Consider the following 17916-nt stretch of genomic DNA (forward strand, 5'->3'; position numbering starts at 1 on the left):
GAAAGAGATTCATATACCGTCTTTATGCGCTTGAAGCGCACAAATATGTATAGATCATTCTTTCCTATCTTTCAAGCATACGCTTGCTGGAATTGGCACAATAAATGTTGCCGAGGTTTCATAGGGCCAGTCCCTCCACCTCTCTGGATAGAAAATAAAATGATGAAATTGTCAGGCTTTTTAAAAGAATAAACTCATCATAGAAAAGTCTTTCCGTGATGTCAACACTTTTTTCTGAATTGACGTTCGATTTTGAAATGTTATAATGCTTACAATATAAACAAAGAGGAGAAATGGGCTATGAATTCTGCTGCAACACAGCCGAACGGGGTCTTTAAGTCGGTATGCTCACTAGACTGTCCCGATCAATGCGGCTTGCTTGTGACAAAAAAAGACGGAAAAATCGTTAACATTCAGGGAGACCCCGACCACCCGGTCACATCAGGGAATATTTGCAACAAAGTCAGACACATGGCTGAGCGTATTTATGATGAGAAGCGTGTAACCGTTCCGTTAAAACGGATCGGTAAAAAAGGTGAAGCCGCGTTTGCGCCTATTTCCTGGGAGGAAGCGATCAATACGATCAGTGCGCGCTGGAAAGAGCTTATTGCCGAAGAAGGAGCAGAAAGCATTCTTCCGTACAGCTTTTACGGCAATATGGGAAAACTGGCGGCAGAGGGAATGGACCGCCGTTTTTTCCATCGTCTCGGAGCGAGTCATCTCGAACGGACGATCTGCAGCAAAGCCGGATCTGAAGGCTATAACTATACAATGGGTGAAGGAGCGGGTACTGATCCGGAGGAGACCATACATGCAAAGCTCTTTATTTTTTGGGGGATCAATGCCGTCAGTACGAATATGCATCAAGTCATGATTGCTCAAAAAGCCCGGAAAAAAGGGGCTAAAATTGTCGTTATCGATGTACATAAGAACCAAACCGGCCGGCTTGCCGATTGGTTTATTCCCATTCGCCCCGGCACAGATGCCGCACTCGCCCTCGGTATCATGCATGTCTTATTCGACGAAAACCTTCACGATGAAGCATTTCTCACAGAATACACCGAAGGCAGTGACGAATTAAAAGCGCATGTTAAACACTATGATCCGGAAACGGTTTCTGCTATTACAGGCGTTAAGGCCGACGATATCAGACGTCTTGCGAGAATGTACGGGGAAACCTCCCCTTCCCTTATCAGGATCGGAAACGGCATTCAGCACCATGACAATGGCGGAATGATCGTCCGCACCGTCGCCTGCCTTCCGGCTGTTACAGGACAGTGGCTCAACACAGGAGGAGGCGCAATCAAGCACAACAGCGCGGTATTAAACTATAACAGACAAGCGCTCCAGCGGCCTGATCTGCTTTACGGCAGGAAGCCGCGATCATTTAATATGAACAGGCTCGGAAGCGTTCTTTTAGAAACAAAACCGCCCGTGCGCTCCCTGTTTATTTACGGCACGAATCCCGCAGTGGTTGCGCCGGAAGCGAATAAAGTCAGAAAAGGCCTGCTGCGGGAGGATTTATTTACAGTCGTTCACGATCTGTTTTTAACGGAAACCGCCAAATATGCGGATATCGTGCTCCCTGCTGCATCCGCATTTGAAAACACAGATTTTTACACGTCTTACTGGCATCATTTTATTCAGCTGCAAAAACCGGTGATCGAACCCTACGGAGACAGCAAATCGAATACGGAAGTGTTCCGTTTGCTTGCCGGAGCAATGGGATTTACCGAGCAGGAGCTTCAGGATTCCGATGAAGAGTTGATCAGACAGGCGCTGGACTTTCCCGACAATCCGTATATCGAGGATATTGATTACGAAGCGCTCTCACGCCATTCCTTCATGAAAGCCAAACGGAAAAAACCGCTTTTTCCGGGAAAGCTCAAGACACCGAGCGGAAGAATTGAATTATATTCGGAAAAGATGAAACAGGACGGTTATCCGGCGCTGCCGACACACATCCCTCTTGAGAGCGATGATGATTTTCCGCTTTTATTTGTCCCGGGACCGAATCATAATTTTTTAAATTCAACATTTTCGAATAATGAAAAACACGTAAAATTAGAAAAAGCGCCAAAGCTTTTTATTCATACAGAGGATGCTGTACGCCGGAACATAGAAGACGGGGAAACCGTTAGAGTTTGGAATCACCGCGGCGAGTGTGAATTAACAGCTTCGGTCGGCGAACAGGTGCTTCCCGGCGTTGCAGTCAGCCAAGGTCTTTGGGCCGATATGGATGATAAAAAACAGCTTGTCAACTCGCTCACGCCCGATCGGCTGGCGGATATGGGCGGAGGCGCTGTTTTCTTCTCCGGAAAGGTGCAGGTGGAAAAGCTCAGCAATCAAAACCGCCCGCAATAAACGCCGGGCGGTTTTGATGAAGGCTGAATCCTTTCAGCCGGCTTCACCGTATAAAAAGTGATAACGTTTATTGGAGGTTTGCTGTATGGATATCATTACCGGCATCGGAATCGCTTTAGCCGGATATTTCATCGGAGACGGATTGAAAAACTTTAAATCACCTGATCCTCATGAACACACTGACCACATTCTCATTAAAGAAAAAGATCTGCACTTCTTGGTTATTATTTAGGAGTTACGAAGGAAGAAGCAAAACAAATCGTGCCCGACACCTCTGACATTCCGCATATCACGAGAAACGGAAAGCGGTATGTGCAGAAGAATACATTAAGAGAATGGCTGACTTCTATGCTGGAAAAAGAATAACAGCTGCCATGAAAAGCGGGAAGAGTTTTTCTCTTCCCGTTCATCAAGATACGCCGCCCTGCCTCTCTTCAACCCCAAACATACGACAGATATCGTTCTTACTTAACGAAACATCCCCTTCTTTAGATTTCAAATAAAACCCTTTCTTATATAACCGTATGACTTCCTCATATGTAAGCTCATGACGAAGGAGCGCCATTAAACGCCCGTCTTTTTTATCCTGTTTATTGAACCATTCATACTGTTCTGACCAGTTCACTTTCTGCATGTCAAACACCTTCTCACTTTGGATTAATGCCCTTTTCGCATTTATTATACTTATTTCCCCTTTTGTAAACACTCCGACTGCCTGTGACATTTTTGCATCCGCACCCACTACTATTAGTCACCATGTTGACTTATTTCCCATTTCGATGTATATTGTAATTGTCAACATGGTGACAATTCAGATAGGAGATACCTTATGGATATTAATTTACTAATGAAGGAACTGCATGTTATGCAACAAAGTTACGCATCATTATTTTCGGTTGTCAATAAAGTGCAGGCTCGGGGGGACGAATACTTAGAACTGTTGACTTCCCGACAGCACATGACTCTTATTGCTATTGCCCATTTACCGACGGAAGATACCACACTTATGAATATCGCTAAAAAGCTGGGCACAACAAAACAAACCGCTAACAAATTAATTTCAAGCCTCGCGAAAAAAGGATATGTTCACACTGTGCCAAGCAAACTGGATAAACGTGCAATCAATATTGAGATTACCGCTGAAGGAAAAAAAGCGTTAATTTCCTGTTCAGAAAAATCCACCTATTTTTTAGCGGATATGTTTCAAGACTTCACAACTGATGAAATTGAAACATTCTGGAGGCTATTGCAAAAACTTTATCGTTTTGATGGTGAAGAACAGGATGGTTTTGAAGAAAAAGCACATTTAAAAGTTGAAGATCAGGCACAATTCATCTCAGATGACTATGAAGAAAAAATCATGGCTGAATTTTCAAAACGGCGATATGGGGGTGCAGACGATGAATAATATGCTTTATCGAAAAGTAAAAGAAACAGAGGATAAGATGAAGGAAAAATGCTATGAGCTGAAAGATAAAATTGATCAATTTATTTCTCATGCTAAATATAAAATTCATTGCAAACGTAAACTGGACCGAGCCGGCAATTATATATCAATTGCCATCGGACTCTTTATCCTAACTGCCTCATGGCTGACCGCAACACAATGGCTGCTTTGGATAGGCGCGGCGAGTATTTTGAGTAATGCCTGTTTGCTCATTATAAAGCCTGTTAAAAATTGAAAATCTGAAAAAAGCTCTCTAAAAGAGAGCTTTCTTTTATTAATCGTCCCAGTCTTCATCTTCTTCCCAGTCATCTTTCGCTTCCTGAATCTTATTATAAAAAAATTCGATAAAGCTTTCTGCAGCGATATCTTGATAGCCAATTATCCTATCCCATTCCACTACAGGGCATTCTCCGTCTTTCATTTTATTCGTATCTAGACAGTAAGCAAAAAAATCAACATCTTCTATGACAACAAGACCATCAGCAAGTCCATAATGTTGTTTATATTCTTTAGTTTTATCTGCAACTGACGCATGATCGAAGTTATAGCCTAAAACTAAAACCCCGAATAAACCACCAGCACCGTATTTTTCTAAGAACCATTTATAGCTAATAGGAAGTTCGCATTGGAGGATTTCTTCAATGCGAGTTATGTTTTCATGGCTTGCACCCTCTGTGAATATAGCATTTTGCTTGTTTTCATTAATAAAGTTTTCAACCTTTGAATAAATCATTTAATTTAAACACCTCAATTCTCATTCTCAAATTGTTTCGCTCTCCACTTCCAATATCTCTTTCGAAAGCTTTCATATTGTGCTTTTAAAACCTTATCATTTCTAAAACTTTCACCATCAGTCTTAAGCTTATGAATAACATCACTATATTTTGTATGTAAACTGTTTGGGATTTCAAGCATTGGGCCAGGTTCTTCTTGAATCAAGTGATGTAAATTAATCTGTGTGCCATCTTTTGCATAAGGAGCATTACCGTTTTTCATAAGCTGAAGATTTGTTACGCCAAATTCTGTTTTTTGGTTCATATCAATATCTTTCATAGTATACACTCTGCGGCTTATGTCTTTAACTTTTCCCTTTGCTTTTACCTTGCCCTTAACCTCAAAGGCACCATACTTTTCTTTATTTAACCAAGGAAGGTTTATTTCTTGACCAGTAAACGGCTTTCTCGTTCCATCCGGGATTTTCTTTGCATTGGTCAAAAGTTCATTTTTAAGGTTTTGGCTGTCAACCACATTGTATGGTACGTTATCGGCCAGAGCAAGATCATACTTAGAGTTATAAGGAAGCAGATCTGGAAGTTTAACGTCTTTAATTTTCTTCCCTGCCTGTCCTGCCTTGCTTATGACCTTCCCCGCCGCATCAGCTTTGTTAACGGCTCCTGCCCCTTTCGTTCCGACAACAGCCACAGCCACTGAACCGACCGCATATGTCACCCATCTTGATCTGGAATACGCATCTCCGTTCACCATATCCTTTTGATACGACTCTTCAATTGCCGCTTTAACAGCATCATATGTTTTAACAGGATGAAGTACTGCATTCCCCAGTGCTGACAGCGTTTCCCCCGGATCGGTTATGAAGTCCCATAGACCGGTCACCGTGTCTTTCCCGACATCATATAAACCAACGCCGGCTCCTTTTAAAATATCCCAAGTCACTTCTCCGGCTTCTTCCATCTGTTTTGCTTGTTCAAGCTGAATGACATATTGCTGTTGGGAAGGTTCAAGGTTTTCATAGCCGATCTTCTTCGCAATTTCCAAATATTCATCCGGATCGGTCACACCGTCGGCGAGCTTTTTCTTTAGATCCTTGATTTCCCGCTCTTTCGCTTCTTCCTTCTTAATCGTCAGATAAGCGTCTGAGTGTCTTGTAATCTCGCCTTTTTTCTTATGTATGTCACTTTCCCTGTAAGCTTTAGCGTTATAGTGAAGTGGTGTTGCGTTTTCCCCTTTGCCCGTGGCATTTTGGAGCTGTTGAAAATCGGCCTGGATGAACTGTTCGTTTGCCTCGGTTTCTGCGTATTCTTTCGTTAGATCGTGATCAAGCTTGCCGAGCTTATGTACAGTATCGTCCCGTTTTTTGTCTGCTGATTCCAGCTTTTGATCGACATCTTCTGTAGAGAAAACATCAAGATGGACAATATCGCTGATTTCATCAAGGATACCTTTCATTTCATTGCGCTGTTCCTGCATGATGGCTTTTGATTTATTTTTCGCATGAATCAGCTCGTGTTCTAAAAATGACTCTTCCACAAACGAATCGGCCAATCCGGCATCAGCTACTTTTCCAGAAATACTGTTAAGAAATGCGATTTTCATATCGATCAGATCAAGCCAGCTGTCTGTGACGCCGGCGTGATCTTGAAAAAAGGCTTTAATGTTGTCGGCGCCTTTGCCTGAAAACTCACTGTCATCTAAGTCAGCCATTCCCTGAAACGCTTTTCTGAGATTGATAAATTGTTCTCTAATCTGATCGTATTGTTTTACCCGCTTTTCCGCTTCTGAAATGAACGAGGCTGCTTCAAATACTTTCATTTACGTCTCCTTCCCGCTTCTTTCTGTCTAAATTTTACCATAGTATATAAGATTAGATGAATCTCTTGCAATTTGTCGAACTGCTTTAATCAAGATCATAAAATTTCAAACAAAACCTTACACGAAGGAATCGGGGATCGGCAAAACAAAGCCAGATATAACATATGTTAAAAAATCTCTTGCATTTCCACACCCGCCATGCTATATTGATATAGCGATGAGCTGAATTGTGTAAGCCGATGCACATGCCCTTGCGGCACACACGAATGTGGCGTGTGGTGTATCGCCTCAATACGCAAAAGACGTTTGCTTCTGCAAACGTCTTTTTTTATTATCCGATTTTCGTTCCGTTCGGTACTGTCTGCTCTGGCGTAAGCAGGACAACATCTCCTTTTTCCGGGATGCCGCCGAGAACGAGAACTTCTGACTTAAATCCGGCGATCCGCCGCGGCGGAAAGTTGACAATAGCGGTAACCTGTCTGCCCGTCAGATCACCCGGTTCGTACCGTTTTGTAATCTGGGCGCTTGATTGTTTCATGCCGATCTCTTCGCCGAAATCTATTGTCATCTTAATGGCCGGCACCTTTGCTTCCGGGAATACTTCCGCTTTTACGACCGTTCCTATTCTAAGATCAAGCTTGATAAAATCTTCGATGACTGCCATATCAAAAACTCCTTTTTTACAATCATGATACCAAAAAAAGAAGCAGTTTATTTAACCGATTTTCAGGATTATTTATCAGATTGAAAGGTGTTTCGGAAGACGCGCGGCGTTATTCCCTTATGTCTGACAAACCATCTGGTGAAGGAAGACAAATTTTGAAAGCCGACCTCCTGACTGATGTCTGTCAGCCGGCATTTTGTTTCAATAAGCATTTGTTCCGCTTTCTTCATACGGAGCTCAGCAATATAAGCTTGCGGGCTTTTTCCCGTCTGCTTTTTAAACCAGTCGGAATAATACGCCGGGTGGTAATGTTCCATTGCGGCGAGCTCTTTAATTGTAAAAGTCTTTGAGAGATTTCGGCGGATATACGCAATTGAATTATTCGTACGGTTTTCTTGTATCTTTCCAGCAATATATTCTGCAAGCAGACTCAATGAATGAGCCGACTGCTGCTTTGTCTCTTCTGTCAGCAGAAACCGAATCGATGTCCAAAAAGGATCAAGCTTATTCAGAACGCCGGGGTCAAAGGAACCTTTGAAAAAAAATGCCGGTATGTCGAGAACGAGACATTCATTTCGCTCCAAAGAACGGAACCGATGTTCATACCCGGGCGGAATATACAGCATTTGATCAGGTTTTAATCTGATTTCACGTCTTTCTGTCTCCAGGTCCAGCTGTCCTTCGAGCGGAAAAAGCATTTGGCAGTATGTGTGTGCATGAGAATCAAAAATATGTGAATAGGTGCGCCGCTCACAAATGATATGTTGTAATGAATCCATTTGTCCCTCCTTTTTATATGATGCGTCTTTTTATTTAGTTTACATAATAATATTATTGTTCACTCGACTGCAAACCTCTTAAGAAAGCAACAACTGCAAACTTCCGGCTTTCCTTAATTGATTCGGTTAATTCAAATGCACTCTGTTTTCTCAACACGGCAAATCCGTGAAGAAGGCTCCTCAGTCCTCTCGCAGCATGAATCGCAGTGTCAGACTGTGCATAACCGTTCGCTGTCAGCTGCCTGACAACAAGCTCTACAAGCAGGCTTGACAGATTCTCAATCCGGCCGTCTTTTATCTTTTGAAATGTTGCGTCATATAATCCGGGATTGGCTTCGGCGAAATTGATATAGGCATCGGCAAGAGCAAGCAAAGCCGTTTCACCCGTCAGTCCTTCTGCAGAGGCCGCCATTCTTTCATATAACATAGTTAAACCGGAGATAGCCAGCTCTGTTTTAATTCCTTGAAGGCCATTGACAAAATTGTAAAGGGAAGGCGGTTTTACGTTTAAGGACTTTGCAACAGCCGCAAGCGTCACTTCGTTCAGCCCTTTTTCGTCAGCGATGCCTGCTGCGGCTCTCAATATCATGTCAAGGCTCATTCCGACTCTCGGTGACATTATGATCGGCCTCCCGGCAGGCTTCGTTCGGCTTCCTCAACAGCCTCAGCCATCATTTCAACGGGATTGCAGAGAACATTTCCATGTCCGGCGGCCAGACTGCTTGGTTGATGAGCGATAAGCGTTCTTGCTGTTTTTACAGCTTCTTCTTTATTCCACGTAGCAAAAGCCGGAAACGGAAATTTCCATTTCAGCTTCCCAGAAACAGCAAGGCCGCCCCGTACTTGAAAGGCATCTCCGACGATCAGCATATCATTTCTCATATCTTTAAAAGCGAGGCTTCCCGGCGTATGACCGGGAGCGGGAATGACAAGTAAAGATCCGATCCGCTCGCCGCCTTTCAGCAGGCGATCAGGTTCGGTCTGAACATTTTTCGGCACTCCCCCCTTTATCGGCGTTTGTGCTTCATGCTCAAATAAAGAAGTGTCACCTTTCAGCAAGAAAGAATCCCGCTCAGAAATACAGACGGAAGCATCCGGAAATTCCGCAGCTAATGAGTCAAGCGAACCGATGTGATCCCCGTGCGCGTGGGTGAGTAATATGTCATTCAGCGGCTTCCCAAGCTGCCGCAATGCTTGCTTGATTCCTTTATGACTGTTAGGCAGTCCGGCGTCAATCAGGGTTACTCCTTCTTCTTCTTCAACCAAATAACAATTCACCGGGAAAAGCGCTGGAAAAAAAGTCAGCTGCCAAACACTTCCGTATTGTAAGATTCTCATCAACATCCCCCTAAAACTAATATCATTAGTTTTATTATAACTAATACTGTTAGTTTATCAAGAGTTTTCTGTTTAAATCCTGAAAAAGGCGCGGGCGCTTCTCTTATGCAAAAAAAAGAAACGCGCATACTGTGATAAAAGATGCTTTCAGCCTGCGAATAAATCAGACTACTAAAACTAGCCGGATAAGCATACACTACTCAACGGAGGGGGAGTTCCACACCATGCATATCACACTTCAAAGCATCTGCCCTGTCTTAATGATTGCCTTTTTCCTGTATAAAAAGGTGAAACGGTCCGTCGGCTTTCAGCCTTTGAAACCCCGCTGGCTTTATACCAGAATGATTTTGTTTTCATTGCTGGCCGCAGCTCTGGCGTTTTTCAGCATCACACACCCGGCTTTATACGGCCATCTTATATTCGGCACTTTTTGCGGCTGGCTTCTGGTCCTGTTTGCCAAACGGAACATTTCTTTTGAAGAACGCCGCGGAAAAATGTATTTTCGCACTCACCTGTGGATTGAACTTATTCTATTAACGTTATTCCTATCGAGATTTGTTTATCGCGTTATTGAAATTTACCGGGTCACAGCGGACTTTACCCATCCGGAGGCATACAGCCAAACGGTCGGGGCCGATCCGCTGACCATCAGTATCTTTTATTTCATCGCAGTGTATTACAGCGGCTTCTCTTTTTATGTTTTAAAAACGAGCAGAGACCAAACCAATAACAGTCAGTACGGCTGACATCTCTGTCTAAAAAGCAGGGATGTTTTTTAATCGTGCCGCGTATGGTGAATCATTTGCTGAAGCACATCTAACACATGTTCATCCTCAGGAGAATAATAGATGGATGTTCCTTCTCTGCGTGATTTGACGAGGCGCAGATTTTTAAGAAAACGCAGCTGATGAGAAACGGTAGACTGCAGCAAATTCAGCTTTTCTGCGATATCATTTACCGCGTGCTCACCCTGTGACAGCAAATGGAGAATTCTGATTCTGGTCGGATCAGACAGCGCCTTAAAAGTCTGGGCAACCAAAAATAAAGTTTCCTCATCTAAATCGACAGCGGGGTCATTCGTGTTTCCGGATTCGTGAAATTCAGTCATATACCTCACCCTTCTTTTCTCAAGTAGCCCAATTATACCAAATGTCAATTGATGCAGATACATCCTGCGCCTGACAAAAGAACCGTTATTTTAAATTTATGTTTCAAATACGGGTTTCCGCTTGGTTTCGCGCATTCATCTGTGTCATAATGAAAAAGTCATAATGCTCCTGAAATTGAGGGTGAAACACAGTGGAGAAAAAGAAAAAAGGCTGTTTCGCTGCCGCGGGTCTTATGATGATATGTGTTTTTGTCATGGTTTCCTTCTTCCTCATTCTGTTATTTTCAAATAATGAATTGCTCAAAAGTCTTCCGTTTGATGTCAAACCGATCGTCCTTGAACGGCTGACAGATTACAAACCGCTTGTTGAAGACGAGCTGGATGAAAAAGGACTCACCAAATATACATCGCTTGTACTCGGCATGATATATCAGGAGTCAAAAGGAAGAGGAAATGATCCCATGCAGTCTTCAGAATCTCTGGGTTTAAAGCGAAATGAGATTAAAAACCCTCAAACCAGTATCAAACAGGGAATCAAACAATTCACTCTCATGTACCAAACAGGCAAGAAAAAAGGCGTAGACTTGGATACGATTATACAAAGCTACAACATGGGAGCCGGCTATATTGATTTTGTGGCTGAACATGGAGGATCGCATACTGAGGAACTGGCAAAACAATACTCCGAGCAGCAGGTCAAAAAGAATCCGAAACTTTACACTTGCGGAGGGAACAAAGACAATTTCCGTTATCCCTACTGCTATGGTGATTACACGTACGCAGAAAAAGTAAAAGCAAAAACAAAAACCGTTGAACAATCCTTAAATGTAACAACACTTGAAACGCTTGAAGAGTAAAAGGCGCCCTGATGAGGCGCCTTTTTCAATCAATAGAAAAAAGCCGCGCAGAGCACGGCTTTTTTTAATAATACGGTGAGATCATTAAGTATACAATGACGCCCGTCAGACTGACATACAGCCAGAGCGGCATCGTCCATCTGGCGATTTTTTTGTGGCGCTCCACCTGCATACTGAATCCTCTGATCAGCGTAAACAGCGCAAGCGGCACGATGATGAAGGAAAGGCAAATATGCGTAATTAAAATAAAGAAGTAAATCCCGCGCATGATGCCGTGGCCGCCGAATAAAGTATTCTCAGCTATCGAGTGGTACACGACATAGCAGATCAAAAACAGCAAAGTCGTCGTAAACGCCGCTAAAATAAAACGTTTATGCGCTTGAATGTTTTTTTGCTTAATCATAAAGAGCGCTGCCAGCAAAAAGATAAACGTGAAGCTGTTAAAAATGGCATTTAACATCGGCAGAATATGAATATTGGCAATGCTGACCTGTCCCGATTTCGGCATAAAAAACAGCACCGCAATTAACCCGTTGATCAGAACGGTCAATGTCAGCACGATACCGGTATAACTTTTAGGTTTGTTTTCTGTCTGATTCATCTTATGACCTCTCTCAATTTTACTGACTATCCAAATGGTATGAGAATTCAGCTTTGATGTCAACGGTTTCGTCCGCTTCGTCAGAAATTAGACAAACTTAAGCCCTAAAAAGACCGGGTGTTTGAGACCCGGCCTTTCGTCATATTATGCTTCCTTCAACAGTTCTTCTATCACCTTATGCTCGTTTTCATTCAACAGATTTTTTGGAATGATCCGATCTATCGGTTTATTCATATGCTGATCGAGAATATCGGCTGTTTCTTTGTCCCCTGCGATTACGAGACGCTCCCATTGGTGTGAAGCGGCCTTTTGATCAAGATTTGAAGCCAATCGTTTATACAGCCTGTTTTGGTTTTCTTCGACGTGGGCTTTGGCGGCGTCTTCGTCCATTGAGGCGGAGCTTCCGCTTACATCCTGCGGTTTCCACGATTCATTGATGACGTCGTATTGATAATGCTCCACCCCTTCAATTTTTCCGAGTACGGTTTCTATGATCTTCACTTCATTCTGCTGGGTGAGAATAAAAGCCGTGCTCGGAAATTGTTCACGGAGAAGTTCTAATTGATCAAGGACAGCCGTTTCTTCCCAATAAAATCGTGTTTCGACAGGCACCTGCAATTCAATCGTCTCCCAAATACCGCCTTCTCCCGATGCAAAAAATACGAGACTTCGCGGCATCTCTTTACCAAGCCCATCGATATATTGATAGACACGTTCCATGATGCGGACGAGAGATTTTTCTTCTTCCGGATCACTGGCAGACAGATACTCTTTTAATCTCCGAAAACCGGTTTTCAAGGCGATTTTCCACTCTCCCCCCTGCTGATCCGGATTTCTCATATCCGTATTTACATATAAGGAAAGCATTTTATCAGGAGATTCCGTCATTACGTACTTCAATTTGCCGATGAGTGAGTCAATTGCCATTATAGATTCCTCCTTTTTCCGCTGCTCACTGTTCCTTTCCCTATCCGCACCGCCTTAAAAACGTCAATCCACATATAAACGGCAGACTTTTCTAAAAAAGTTTTTGCAAAACCCATTTACAAACCAAGACATCATTTACTACAATGGATACTTGTGTTTAACTAAGACTTTTACGCTGTGAAAGGAGTATGATTTTGTTTACTGCAGAAGAAAGAGATCAGAAAGAGCTGGAAAAAGAGCTTCATAAACTTGAATTTCAGATTTTCAGAATGCGGGAAAATCTGATAGATGTATCAAAAGACGCGCGAGTGCTTGGTATTGATCAATCGAACAATGACGATTGGATCATTGTTTCCTCGATTGATGATGGCCAAACATGTAAGATTATGCTGACTGATTGTGAATCAGCCTACCGGGGAAGAGGCTGTTTTTCACTGATCGCCTCTTATTATGACAATGCCATTCATATCGGAGACATTAAAGGCCCGCCGAACCACGGCTACGGCTCGATCTGCATGAAATTTTTAAAACATATCGCCAGAGAGCAGAATATCCCGAAAGTGACGGGCGACATCGCTAAGCGTGATTGGGATCATGTCGACAGACTCGTTCATTTTTATGAAAAGCATCAATTTGATGTCTGGATTGACAATGATACGCAATCAGGCGGCATTAAATGGGTCGACTTGTAAAAAAATAATAGAGAAACCCTCTTTTATATGGTGTAATAGATTAAACCATATAAGGAGGGTTTTTTTTGTATCCGGAAAAATTGAAAAAAGGTGACGGCATTCGTATTGTGTCTCCGGCCACAAGCATGTCCGTTATGTCAGATGAAAATATAAATGCCGCAAAGTCAAAATTGGAGGAGCTCGGCTTTCGTGTCTCTTTTTCAGAGCATGCGAAAGAAATAAATGAATTTGATTCATCATCCATTGAATCGCGTGTACAGGATCTGCACGAAGCTTTCGCTGATCCTGACATCAAAGCGATTTTGACGACACTCGGCGGGTTCCAATCAAATCAGCTGCTTCGCTATCTTGATTATGAAAACATCAAGCGGCATCCGAAAATCCTTTGCGGCTATTCAGATATTACCGCTCTCGGTCATGCCATATATCAAAAAACCGGCCTTATTACATATTCCGGTCCCCATTTTTCTTCATTTGCCATGAAAAAAGGGCTGGACTATACGATTAACTCTTTCTTGGCCTGCTGTGCTTCTGACAACCCGTATGAGATAAAGCCTTCATCCGAGTGGAGTGATGATAAATGGTATTTGAACCAGGAGGACAGACGTTTTTATCGGAATCCGGGACCGCTCGTTATTCAACCCGGATATGCGGAAGGAACACTGATCGGAGGAAATCTATGCACGCTGAATCTTCTGCAGGGCACCGAATACTTTCCGGAGATGGAACAAGTGATTCTGTTTATAGAAGATGATCATATGTCGGACATTCATATGTTTGACCGGGATTTGCAGTCACTCATCCACCTTCCCGCTTTTTCAGCTGTGAAGGGAATTGTCATCGGACGTTTCCAGCATGCTTCAAATGTGTCTGAGGAGGCTCTGCGTGCCGTCATCCGTACAAAAGAAGAACTGTCATCCATGCCTGTTATCGCAAATGCTGATTTCGGCCATACCTCCCCTTTGATGACATTCCCGATCGGAGGAACATGCAGAATAGAAGCCGGCTCAGAAGGCGTAAGGATATGGATCGATCGGCATTAATACATAAAGACGGGAAAACCGCCCCGTCTTTTTATTTTGATGCCTTATGCCGCGGCGTGCGCGGAGCGATCATAATTCGTCCGCCAGCCGCTGCCGTCACCCATACGGAAGCTCCTTCATAAAAACGGCTGATCTCTTCATTATATACGGCATGTGTCAGTTCACGTTTATCATGCGTTCCGTCTTGGTTTTTTACGTTTAAAATAAGCACAAGCTCGTGCCTGCCATTCTTCATCACACCAGTACGTCTCACCTTTTCAATAACGGCTGGCCTTCCTCTCCCTCTGTCAAGCGCCTGAAACAGCCTGACAGCCGGCATAGACAGTCCGATAACGATCACAATGGCCAAAGCGGTACAGATACATGCTTGAAACACCGGTGATTCTGTGAAGGCATTCCATAAACATATAAATTCCGGCTCCATCAGATTCATACACCCCTTCAGATTCCGTTTTCACATCCATTCCTTCTATATAATATATTAGAGAAACGCTTTTTCTTTTTCCGCATATAACGATTATATACAGTCAAAAAAGGGAAGAAAAAAAGAACACAAAGCATTTCGCCTTGTGTTCTTCATCTCTATATGAAACTAGTCTAATACTTTAACATTTACTGTTCTGACGCCCCAGTTGTTAGCGTCACTTTTCTTTGCAACAAATACGTCAATTTTATTTCCTTTAATTGCGCCGCCTGTATCTGCTGCTGTTGCCACTCCGTAACCTTCAACATAAACCTTAGAGCCAAGCGGAATGACACTAGGGTCTACCGCGATGACTTTTGCATCAGGGTTTTTGTTTAAGTCAACACCGGTTGCCGTTACACCGGAAATGCCGCCGTCGTTAGCAGAGTAAGCAGTTGCAGTCATTGTCAGCTGCTTTTTAGGCTCTTGTTGGTTTGTATTTGATTGAACAGGCTGCTGTTTTGCTTCGACAGCCTTCGCTTCTTGTTTAGGTTGTTGTTCTTGAACAGGTTCTTGTTTAGGCTGCTCGTTTTTGACAGCTTCTTGTTTCGGCTGTTCTGTCTCGGCAGCTGGTTTTTGTTCAGTTTGCGGCTGGCTGGCTTCTTGAGCCGGCTGTGCAGCCTGAGCCTGACCTTTCACATTTAACGTTGTGCCTGCGTAAATTATATCTGATTGCAAGTTATTCAAGCTTTTCAGATTGCCGACTGATGTTCCGAATTTCTGAGCAATTTTCCAGAGGCTGTCGCCCTGCTTCACTGTGTACTGCCCAGATGTGGTTGTTTCTACTGAAGAAATAGTCAGTTTCTCTCCTTCAATGATTAAATCAGAAGATAACTGATTCCATTCTTTTAAGTCCTTTAGGTTCACTCCGTTTTTTTGCGAGATCCCCCAGAGCGTGTCACCCTTTTGCACCGTGATTTCTTTAGCAGAAGCGTGAGCTCCGAATGCAGTTGTTGAAATTGCTGCAACTGCGACAAAGGACATAATCGTCTTCTTCATAAGTAAATCCTCCCTTGTTAGCTTTTTATTGGCGGCTAACAGGTGATATCGTAACATATGAAAATGTCAGTTCAATAACAAAACGATTTGAATTAGATTACAGTTCCTTTACATGAAACATTTCTCTCGCTTGGTAAGTCTTGCTGAAACCTTGATACAGCAAGGGTTTTCAAGCTTATGATTTTTCCGGCGCCAATGAAAAACACAATGTGCAAATTTCTAAAAAAACTTTTTTTCACTCTGTTTCTCTTACATAATTTCGGATTTCTTCTAAAAAAACCGCTCCGTATTTCAATCTTTTTTGTTCCCCGACCCCTTTTACGGAAAGAAGATCCTGATCTGTTTTCGGAAGTTTCGCTGACATTTCTTTTAACGTCTGATCTGAGAACACGACAAATGGAGGCACACCCTGTTCAGCTGCAATCTCTTTGCGGAGACGCCGGAGAAGCTCAAATAATTCATCATTTTCAGTTACGGCAGCGGCCTGTAAGGCTTCTTTTCTCGAGACTGCGCTTTTTCCAAGCAGAACGTCCCTGCCTTTTTGGGTGACCATAAGCGTCGGAAATGTGCCGTCCGCCATTCTGATATATTCATCTGAAATAAGGAATTCGATAAAATCACTGATTTCCGCTGCGGATTGATGCTTCATAATGCCGTAAGTGGACAGGCTGCTGAAGCCGTTTTCCAGCACTTTTTTATTTTTTGAGCCGCTAAGCACCTGCGCCACCATCGTTTTTCCGAAGCGCTCATTCATTCTGATGATGCATGATAATACCATCTGCGCTTCTTTTGTGACATCATGGGCGGTCCTTGTATCAGTGCAATTGCCGCATGCTTCGCAAGCTTCCGCCTCATTCTCGCCGAAATACTTCAGAATAAACCGCTGCAGGCAATCTTCCGTATGACAGTAATCCACCATCTGTCTCAGTTTTTTGAGATCCTGCTTTTGTTTTTCTTCTCCGGCGGCCGATTGGTCTATTAAAAAACGCTGCACCATAATATCCTGCGGCGAAAATAAGAGCACACACTCGCTGTTAAGACCATCGCGCCCGGCCCGTCCGGCTTCCTGGTAATAGCTCTCCATATCTTTCGGAATCTGCGCGTGCAAAACGAACCTGATGTTGCTCTTATCGATTCCCATTCCGAAAGCGGACGTAGCTACCATCACTTGTATCTGATCGTTAAGAAACCGCTCCTGCTGGTCTTTTCTGTCATCATCCGCCATTCCGCCGTGATAACGGCCGGCATTGATGCCGCTGCGTTTTAATTTATCATATAAACGGTCGGTTTCTTTTCTTGTCGCTGTATATATAATGCCGGCTTCGTGTTTATTTTTTTCCAGATACCGCTCGATAAACCGATCTTTGTTTTCGCCCTTTACTACTTTAAACGTTAAATTCTCTCTGGCAAAACCGGTATATACAGTTTGTTCTTTCTTAATATGAAGCTGCTTGCAGATGTCATCATGAACCTCAGGTGTAGCCGTCGCCGTTAATGCGATGATGACGGGCGGTTCTTTTAATTCATTAAAAAGGATTTCGATATTCCGGTAACTCGGCCTGAAATCATGTCCCCATTGCGATATACAGTGAGCTTCGTCAATGGCGACAAGAGGAACCGTAATATTCTGCAGGATGTGAATGAATTCAGAAGAAGTCAAACGCTCCGGTGTGATGTAAAAGAGCCGGTAAGCCCCTTGTTTCAAACCGGTCAGGCGCTCATGAATGTCACGGCTTGTCTGGGTGCTGTTAATATAAGCTGCCGCGATACCCGCTTCTTCAAGCGCGTCGACTTGATCTTTCATTAAGGAAATAAGAGGGGAAATAACGATTGTGGTCCCTTCAAACAGCAGTGCGGGAATCTGATAGCAGATTGATTTTCCGCCCCCCGTCGGCATAATGCAGACCGTGTTTTTTCTCTCCTCTGTAACTGATTGTATCGCCTGCTTTTGGCCCGCGCGAAGACTGTCGTAGCCAAAATAATGCGCCAGAAGGGATTGGGCTTTATCCAGCATAAGTTGTAAAACCTCACTTTGTCTTTGATTCTTTCATTTTATCATACAGATAAAGTACGCCGCTCAAGGG

At 43.3% G+C, this 17916-nt stretch carries 20 protein-coding genes, 1 pseudogene and 1 riboswitch; of the genes and pseudogenes, 8 read left to right on the forward strand and 13 right to left on the reverse strand.

The annotated features are described in order from the left end of the window. Positions 1-61: 61 nt before the first annotated feature. Positions 62-154, reverse strand: a riboswitch (SAM riboswitch). 146 nt (positions 155-300) lie between these two features. After that, positions 301-2364 carry a molybdopterin oxidoreductase family protein gene (locus NYE38_RS10080; protein ID WP_017417949.1) on the forward strand — a complete coding sequence of 688 codons (2064 nt, stop codon included), beginning with the start codon at positions 301-303 and terminating at the stop codon, positions 2362-2364. A gap of 85 nt (positions 2365-2449) precedes the next feature. Further along, a pseudogene (locus tag NYE38_RS10085) lies at positions 2450-2730 on the forward strand (hypothetical protein). 43 nt (positions 2731-2773) lie between these two features. Here NYE38_RS10085 and NYE38_RS10090 read toward each other — a convergent pair. Further along, positions 2774-2998 (reverse strand): hypothetical protein, encoded by a 225-nt coding sequence (locus tag NYE38_RS10090; RefSeq protein ID WP_026092256.1) that lies wholly within the window; start codon positions 2996-2998, stop codon positions 2774-2776. Between the two features lie 195 nt (positions 2999-3193). Between NYE38_RS10090 and NYE38_RS10095 the strand changes: the two genes are divergently transcribed. Together NYE38_RS10095 and NYE38_RS10100 are read left to right on the forward strand one after the other, a co-directional pair. After that, positions 3194-3772, forward strand: coding sequence for a MarR family transcriptional regulator (locus NYE38_RS10095; protein ID WP_017417951.1), 579 nt, complete (start codon positions 3194-3196; stop codon positions 3770-3772). After that, positions 3765-4046 (forward strand): hypothetical protein, encoded by a 282-nt coding sequence (locus tag NYE38_RS10100; RefSeq protein WP_017417952.1) that lies wholly within the window; start codon positions 3765-3767, stop codon positions 4044-4046. Before NYE38_RS10095 ends, NYE38_RS10100 begins: the two co-directional genes overlap by 8 nt. A 39-nt stretch (positions 4047-4085) precedes the next feature. Here NYE38_RS10100 and NYE38_RS10105 read toward each other — a convergent pair whose 3' ends face one another. The 6 genes from NYE38_RS10105 to NYE38_RS10130 all read right to left on the reverse strand — a co-directional run bounded on the left by NYE38_RS10105 (position 4086) and on the right by NYE38_RS10130 (position 9142). Further along, positions 4086-4544 (reverse strand): SMI1/KNR4 family protein, encoded by a 459-nt coding sequence (locus NYE38_RS10105; RefSeq protein ID WP_014418100.1) that lies wholly within the window; start codon positions 4542-4544, stop codon positions 4086-4088. Between the two features lie 14 nt (positions 4545-4558). Further along, on the reverse strand, positions 4559-6361 hold the full coding sequence (locus NYE38_RS10110) for a T7SS effector LXG polymorphic toxin (RefSeq protein ID WP_270354656.1): 1803 nt from the start codon (positions 6359-6361) through the stop codon (positions 4559-4561). A gap of 331 nt (positions 6362-6692) precedes the next feature. Beyond that, positions 6693-7025 (reverse strand): chaperone CsaA, encoded by a 333-nt coding sequence (csaA, locus tag NYE38_RS10115; protein WP_007611940.1) that lies wholly within the window; start codon positions 7023-7025, stop codon positions 6693-6695. A gap of 68 nt (positions 7026-7093) precedes the next feature. Next, positions 7094-7804, reverse strand: coding sequence for a helix-turn-helix domain-containing protein (locus NYE38_RS10120; protein WP_017417954.1), 711 nt, complete (start codon positions 7802-7804; stop codon positions 7094-7096). A gap of 52 nt (positions 7805-7856) precedes the next feature. Beyond that, positions 7857-8423: a TetR-like C-terminal domain-containing protein gene (locus NYE38_RS10125; protein ID WP_017417955.1), complete on the reverse strand. Its 567-nt coding sequence runs from the start codon at positions 8421-8423 to the stop codon at positions 7857-7859. Further along, entirely contained in the window at positions 8423-9142 is a 720-nt protein-coding gene (locus NYE38_RS10130; protein ID WP_012117735.1) for an MBL fold metallo-hydrolase, read from the reverse strand. The genes NYE38_RS10125 and NYE38_RS10130 overlap by 1 nt, the downstream gene beginning before the upstream one ends. A 224-nt stretch (positions 9143-9366) precedes the next feature. On the opposite strand from NYE38_RS10130, the gene NYE38_RS10135 reads away from it, so the two are divergent. Beyond that, positions 9367-9888: a hypothetical protein gene (locus NYE38_RS10135; protein ID WP_007407994.1), complete on the forward strand. Its 522-nt coding sequence runs from the start codon at positions 9367-9369 to the stop codon at positions 9886-9888. Between the two features lie 29 nt (positions 9889-9917). On the opposite strand, the gene czrA is transcribed toward NYE38_RS10135, so the two are convergent. Beyond that, positions 9918-10250, reverse strand: coding sequence for a Zn(II)-responsive metalloregulatory transcriptional repressor CzrA (gene czrA / locus NYE38_RS10140; RefSeq protein WP_007407993.1), 333 nt, complete (start codon positions 10248-10250; stop codon positions 9918-9920). A gap of 191 nt (positions 10251-10441) precedes the next feature. Between czrA and NYE38_RS10145 the strand changes: the two genes are divergently transcribed. Then, on the forward strand, positions 10442-11107 hold the full coding sequence (locus NYE38_RS10145) for a lysozyme family protein (RefSeq protein ID WP_017417956.1): 666 nt from the start codon (positions 10442-10444) through the stop codon (positions 11105-11107). Between the two features lie 64 nt (positions 11108-11171). Here the strand turns inward: NYE38_RS10145 and NYE38_RS10150 are convergent, their stop codons facing one another. Continuing rightward, positions 11172-11708, reverse strand: a complete 537-nt coding sequence (locus tag NYE38_RS10150) for a DUF420 domain-containing protein (RefSeq protein ID WP_007611945.1) — start codon at positions 11706-11708, stop codon at positions 11172-11174. A 144-nt stretch (positions 11709-11852) separates the two neighbouring features. Then, complete coding sequence (locus tag NYE38_RS10155; RefSeq protein WP_017417957.1) at positions 11853-12635, reverse strand: VLRF1 family aeRF1-type release factor; 783 nt, start codon at positions 12633-12635, stop codon at positions 11853-11855. Between the two features lie 194 nt (positions 12636-12829). Between NYE38_RS10155 and NYE38_RS10160 the strand changes: the two genes are divergently transcribed. Then, the gene (locus tag NYE38_RS10160; RefSeq protein ID WP_003153799.1) at positions 12830-13327 is read left to right on the forward strand and encodes an N-acetyltransferase; all 498 of its coding nucleotides are present in this window, start codon (positions 12830-12832) and stop codon (positions 13325-13327) included. A gap of 65 nt (positions 13328-13392) precedes the next feature. After that, the gene (locus NYE38_RS10165) at positions 13393-14370 is read left to right on the forward strand and encodes a S66 peptidase family protein (RefSeq protein WP_014418108.1); all 978 of its coding nucleotides are present in this window, start codon (positions 13393-13395) and stop codon (positions 14368-14370) included. 31 nt (positions 14371-14401) lie between these two features. Here NYE38_RS10165 and NYE38_RS10170 read toward each other — a convergent pair whose 3' ends face one another. From NYE38_RS10170 to recQ, 3 genes are all read right to left on the reverse strand, one after another. Next, complete coding sequence (locus NYE38_RS10170) at positions 14402-14794, reverse strand: hypothetical protein (protein ID WP_017417958.1); 393 nt, start codon at positions 14792-14794, stop codon at positions 14402-14404. Between the two features lie 168 nt (positions 14795-14962). Then, a complete protein-coding gene (locus NYE38_RS10175) occupies positions 14963-15832 on the reverse strand; it encodes a 3D domain-containing protein (RefSeq protein WP_007407985.1) in 870 nt (289 codons plus the stop codon). Between the two features lie 235 nt (positions 15833-16067). Next, positions 16068-17846, reverse strand: a complete 1779-nt coding sequence (gene recQ / locus NYE38_RS10180; protein WP_017417959.1) for a DNA helicase RecQ — start codon at positions 17844-17846, stop codon at positions 16068-16070. Positions 17847-17916: the final 70 nt, after the last annotated feature.

It is taken from the genome of Bacillus sp. EU63 (assembly GCF_038592915.1).
Lineage (GTDB): Bacteria > Bacillota > Bacilli > Bacillales > Bacillaceae > Bacillus > Bacillus velezensis.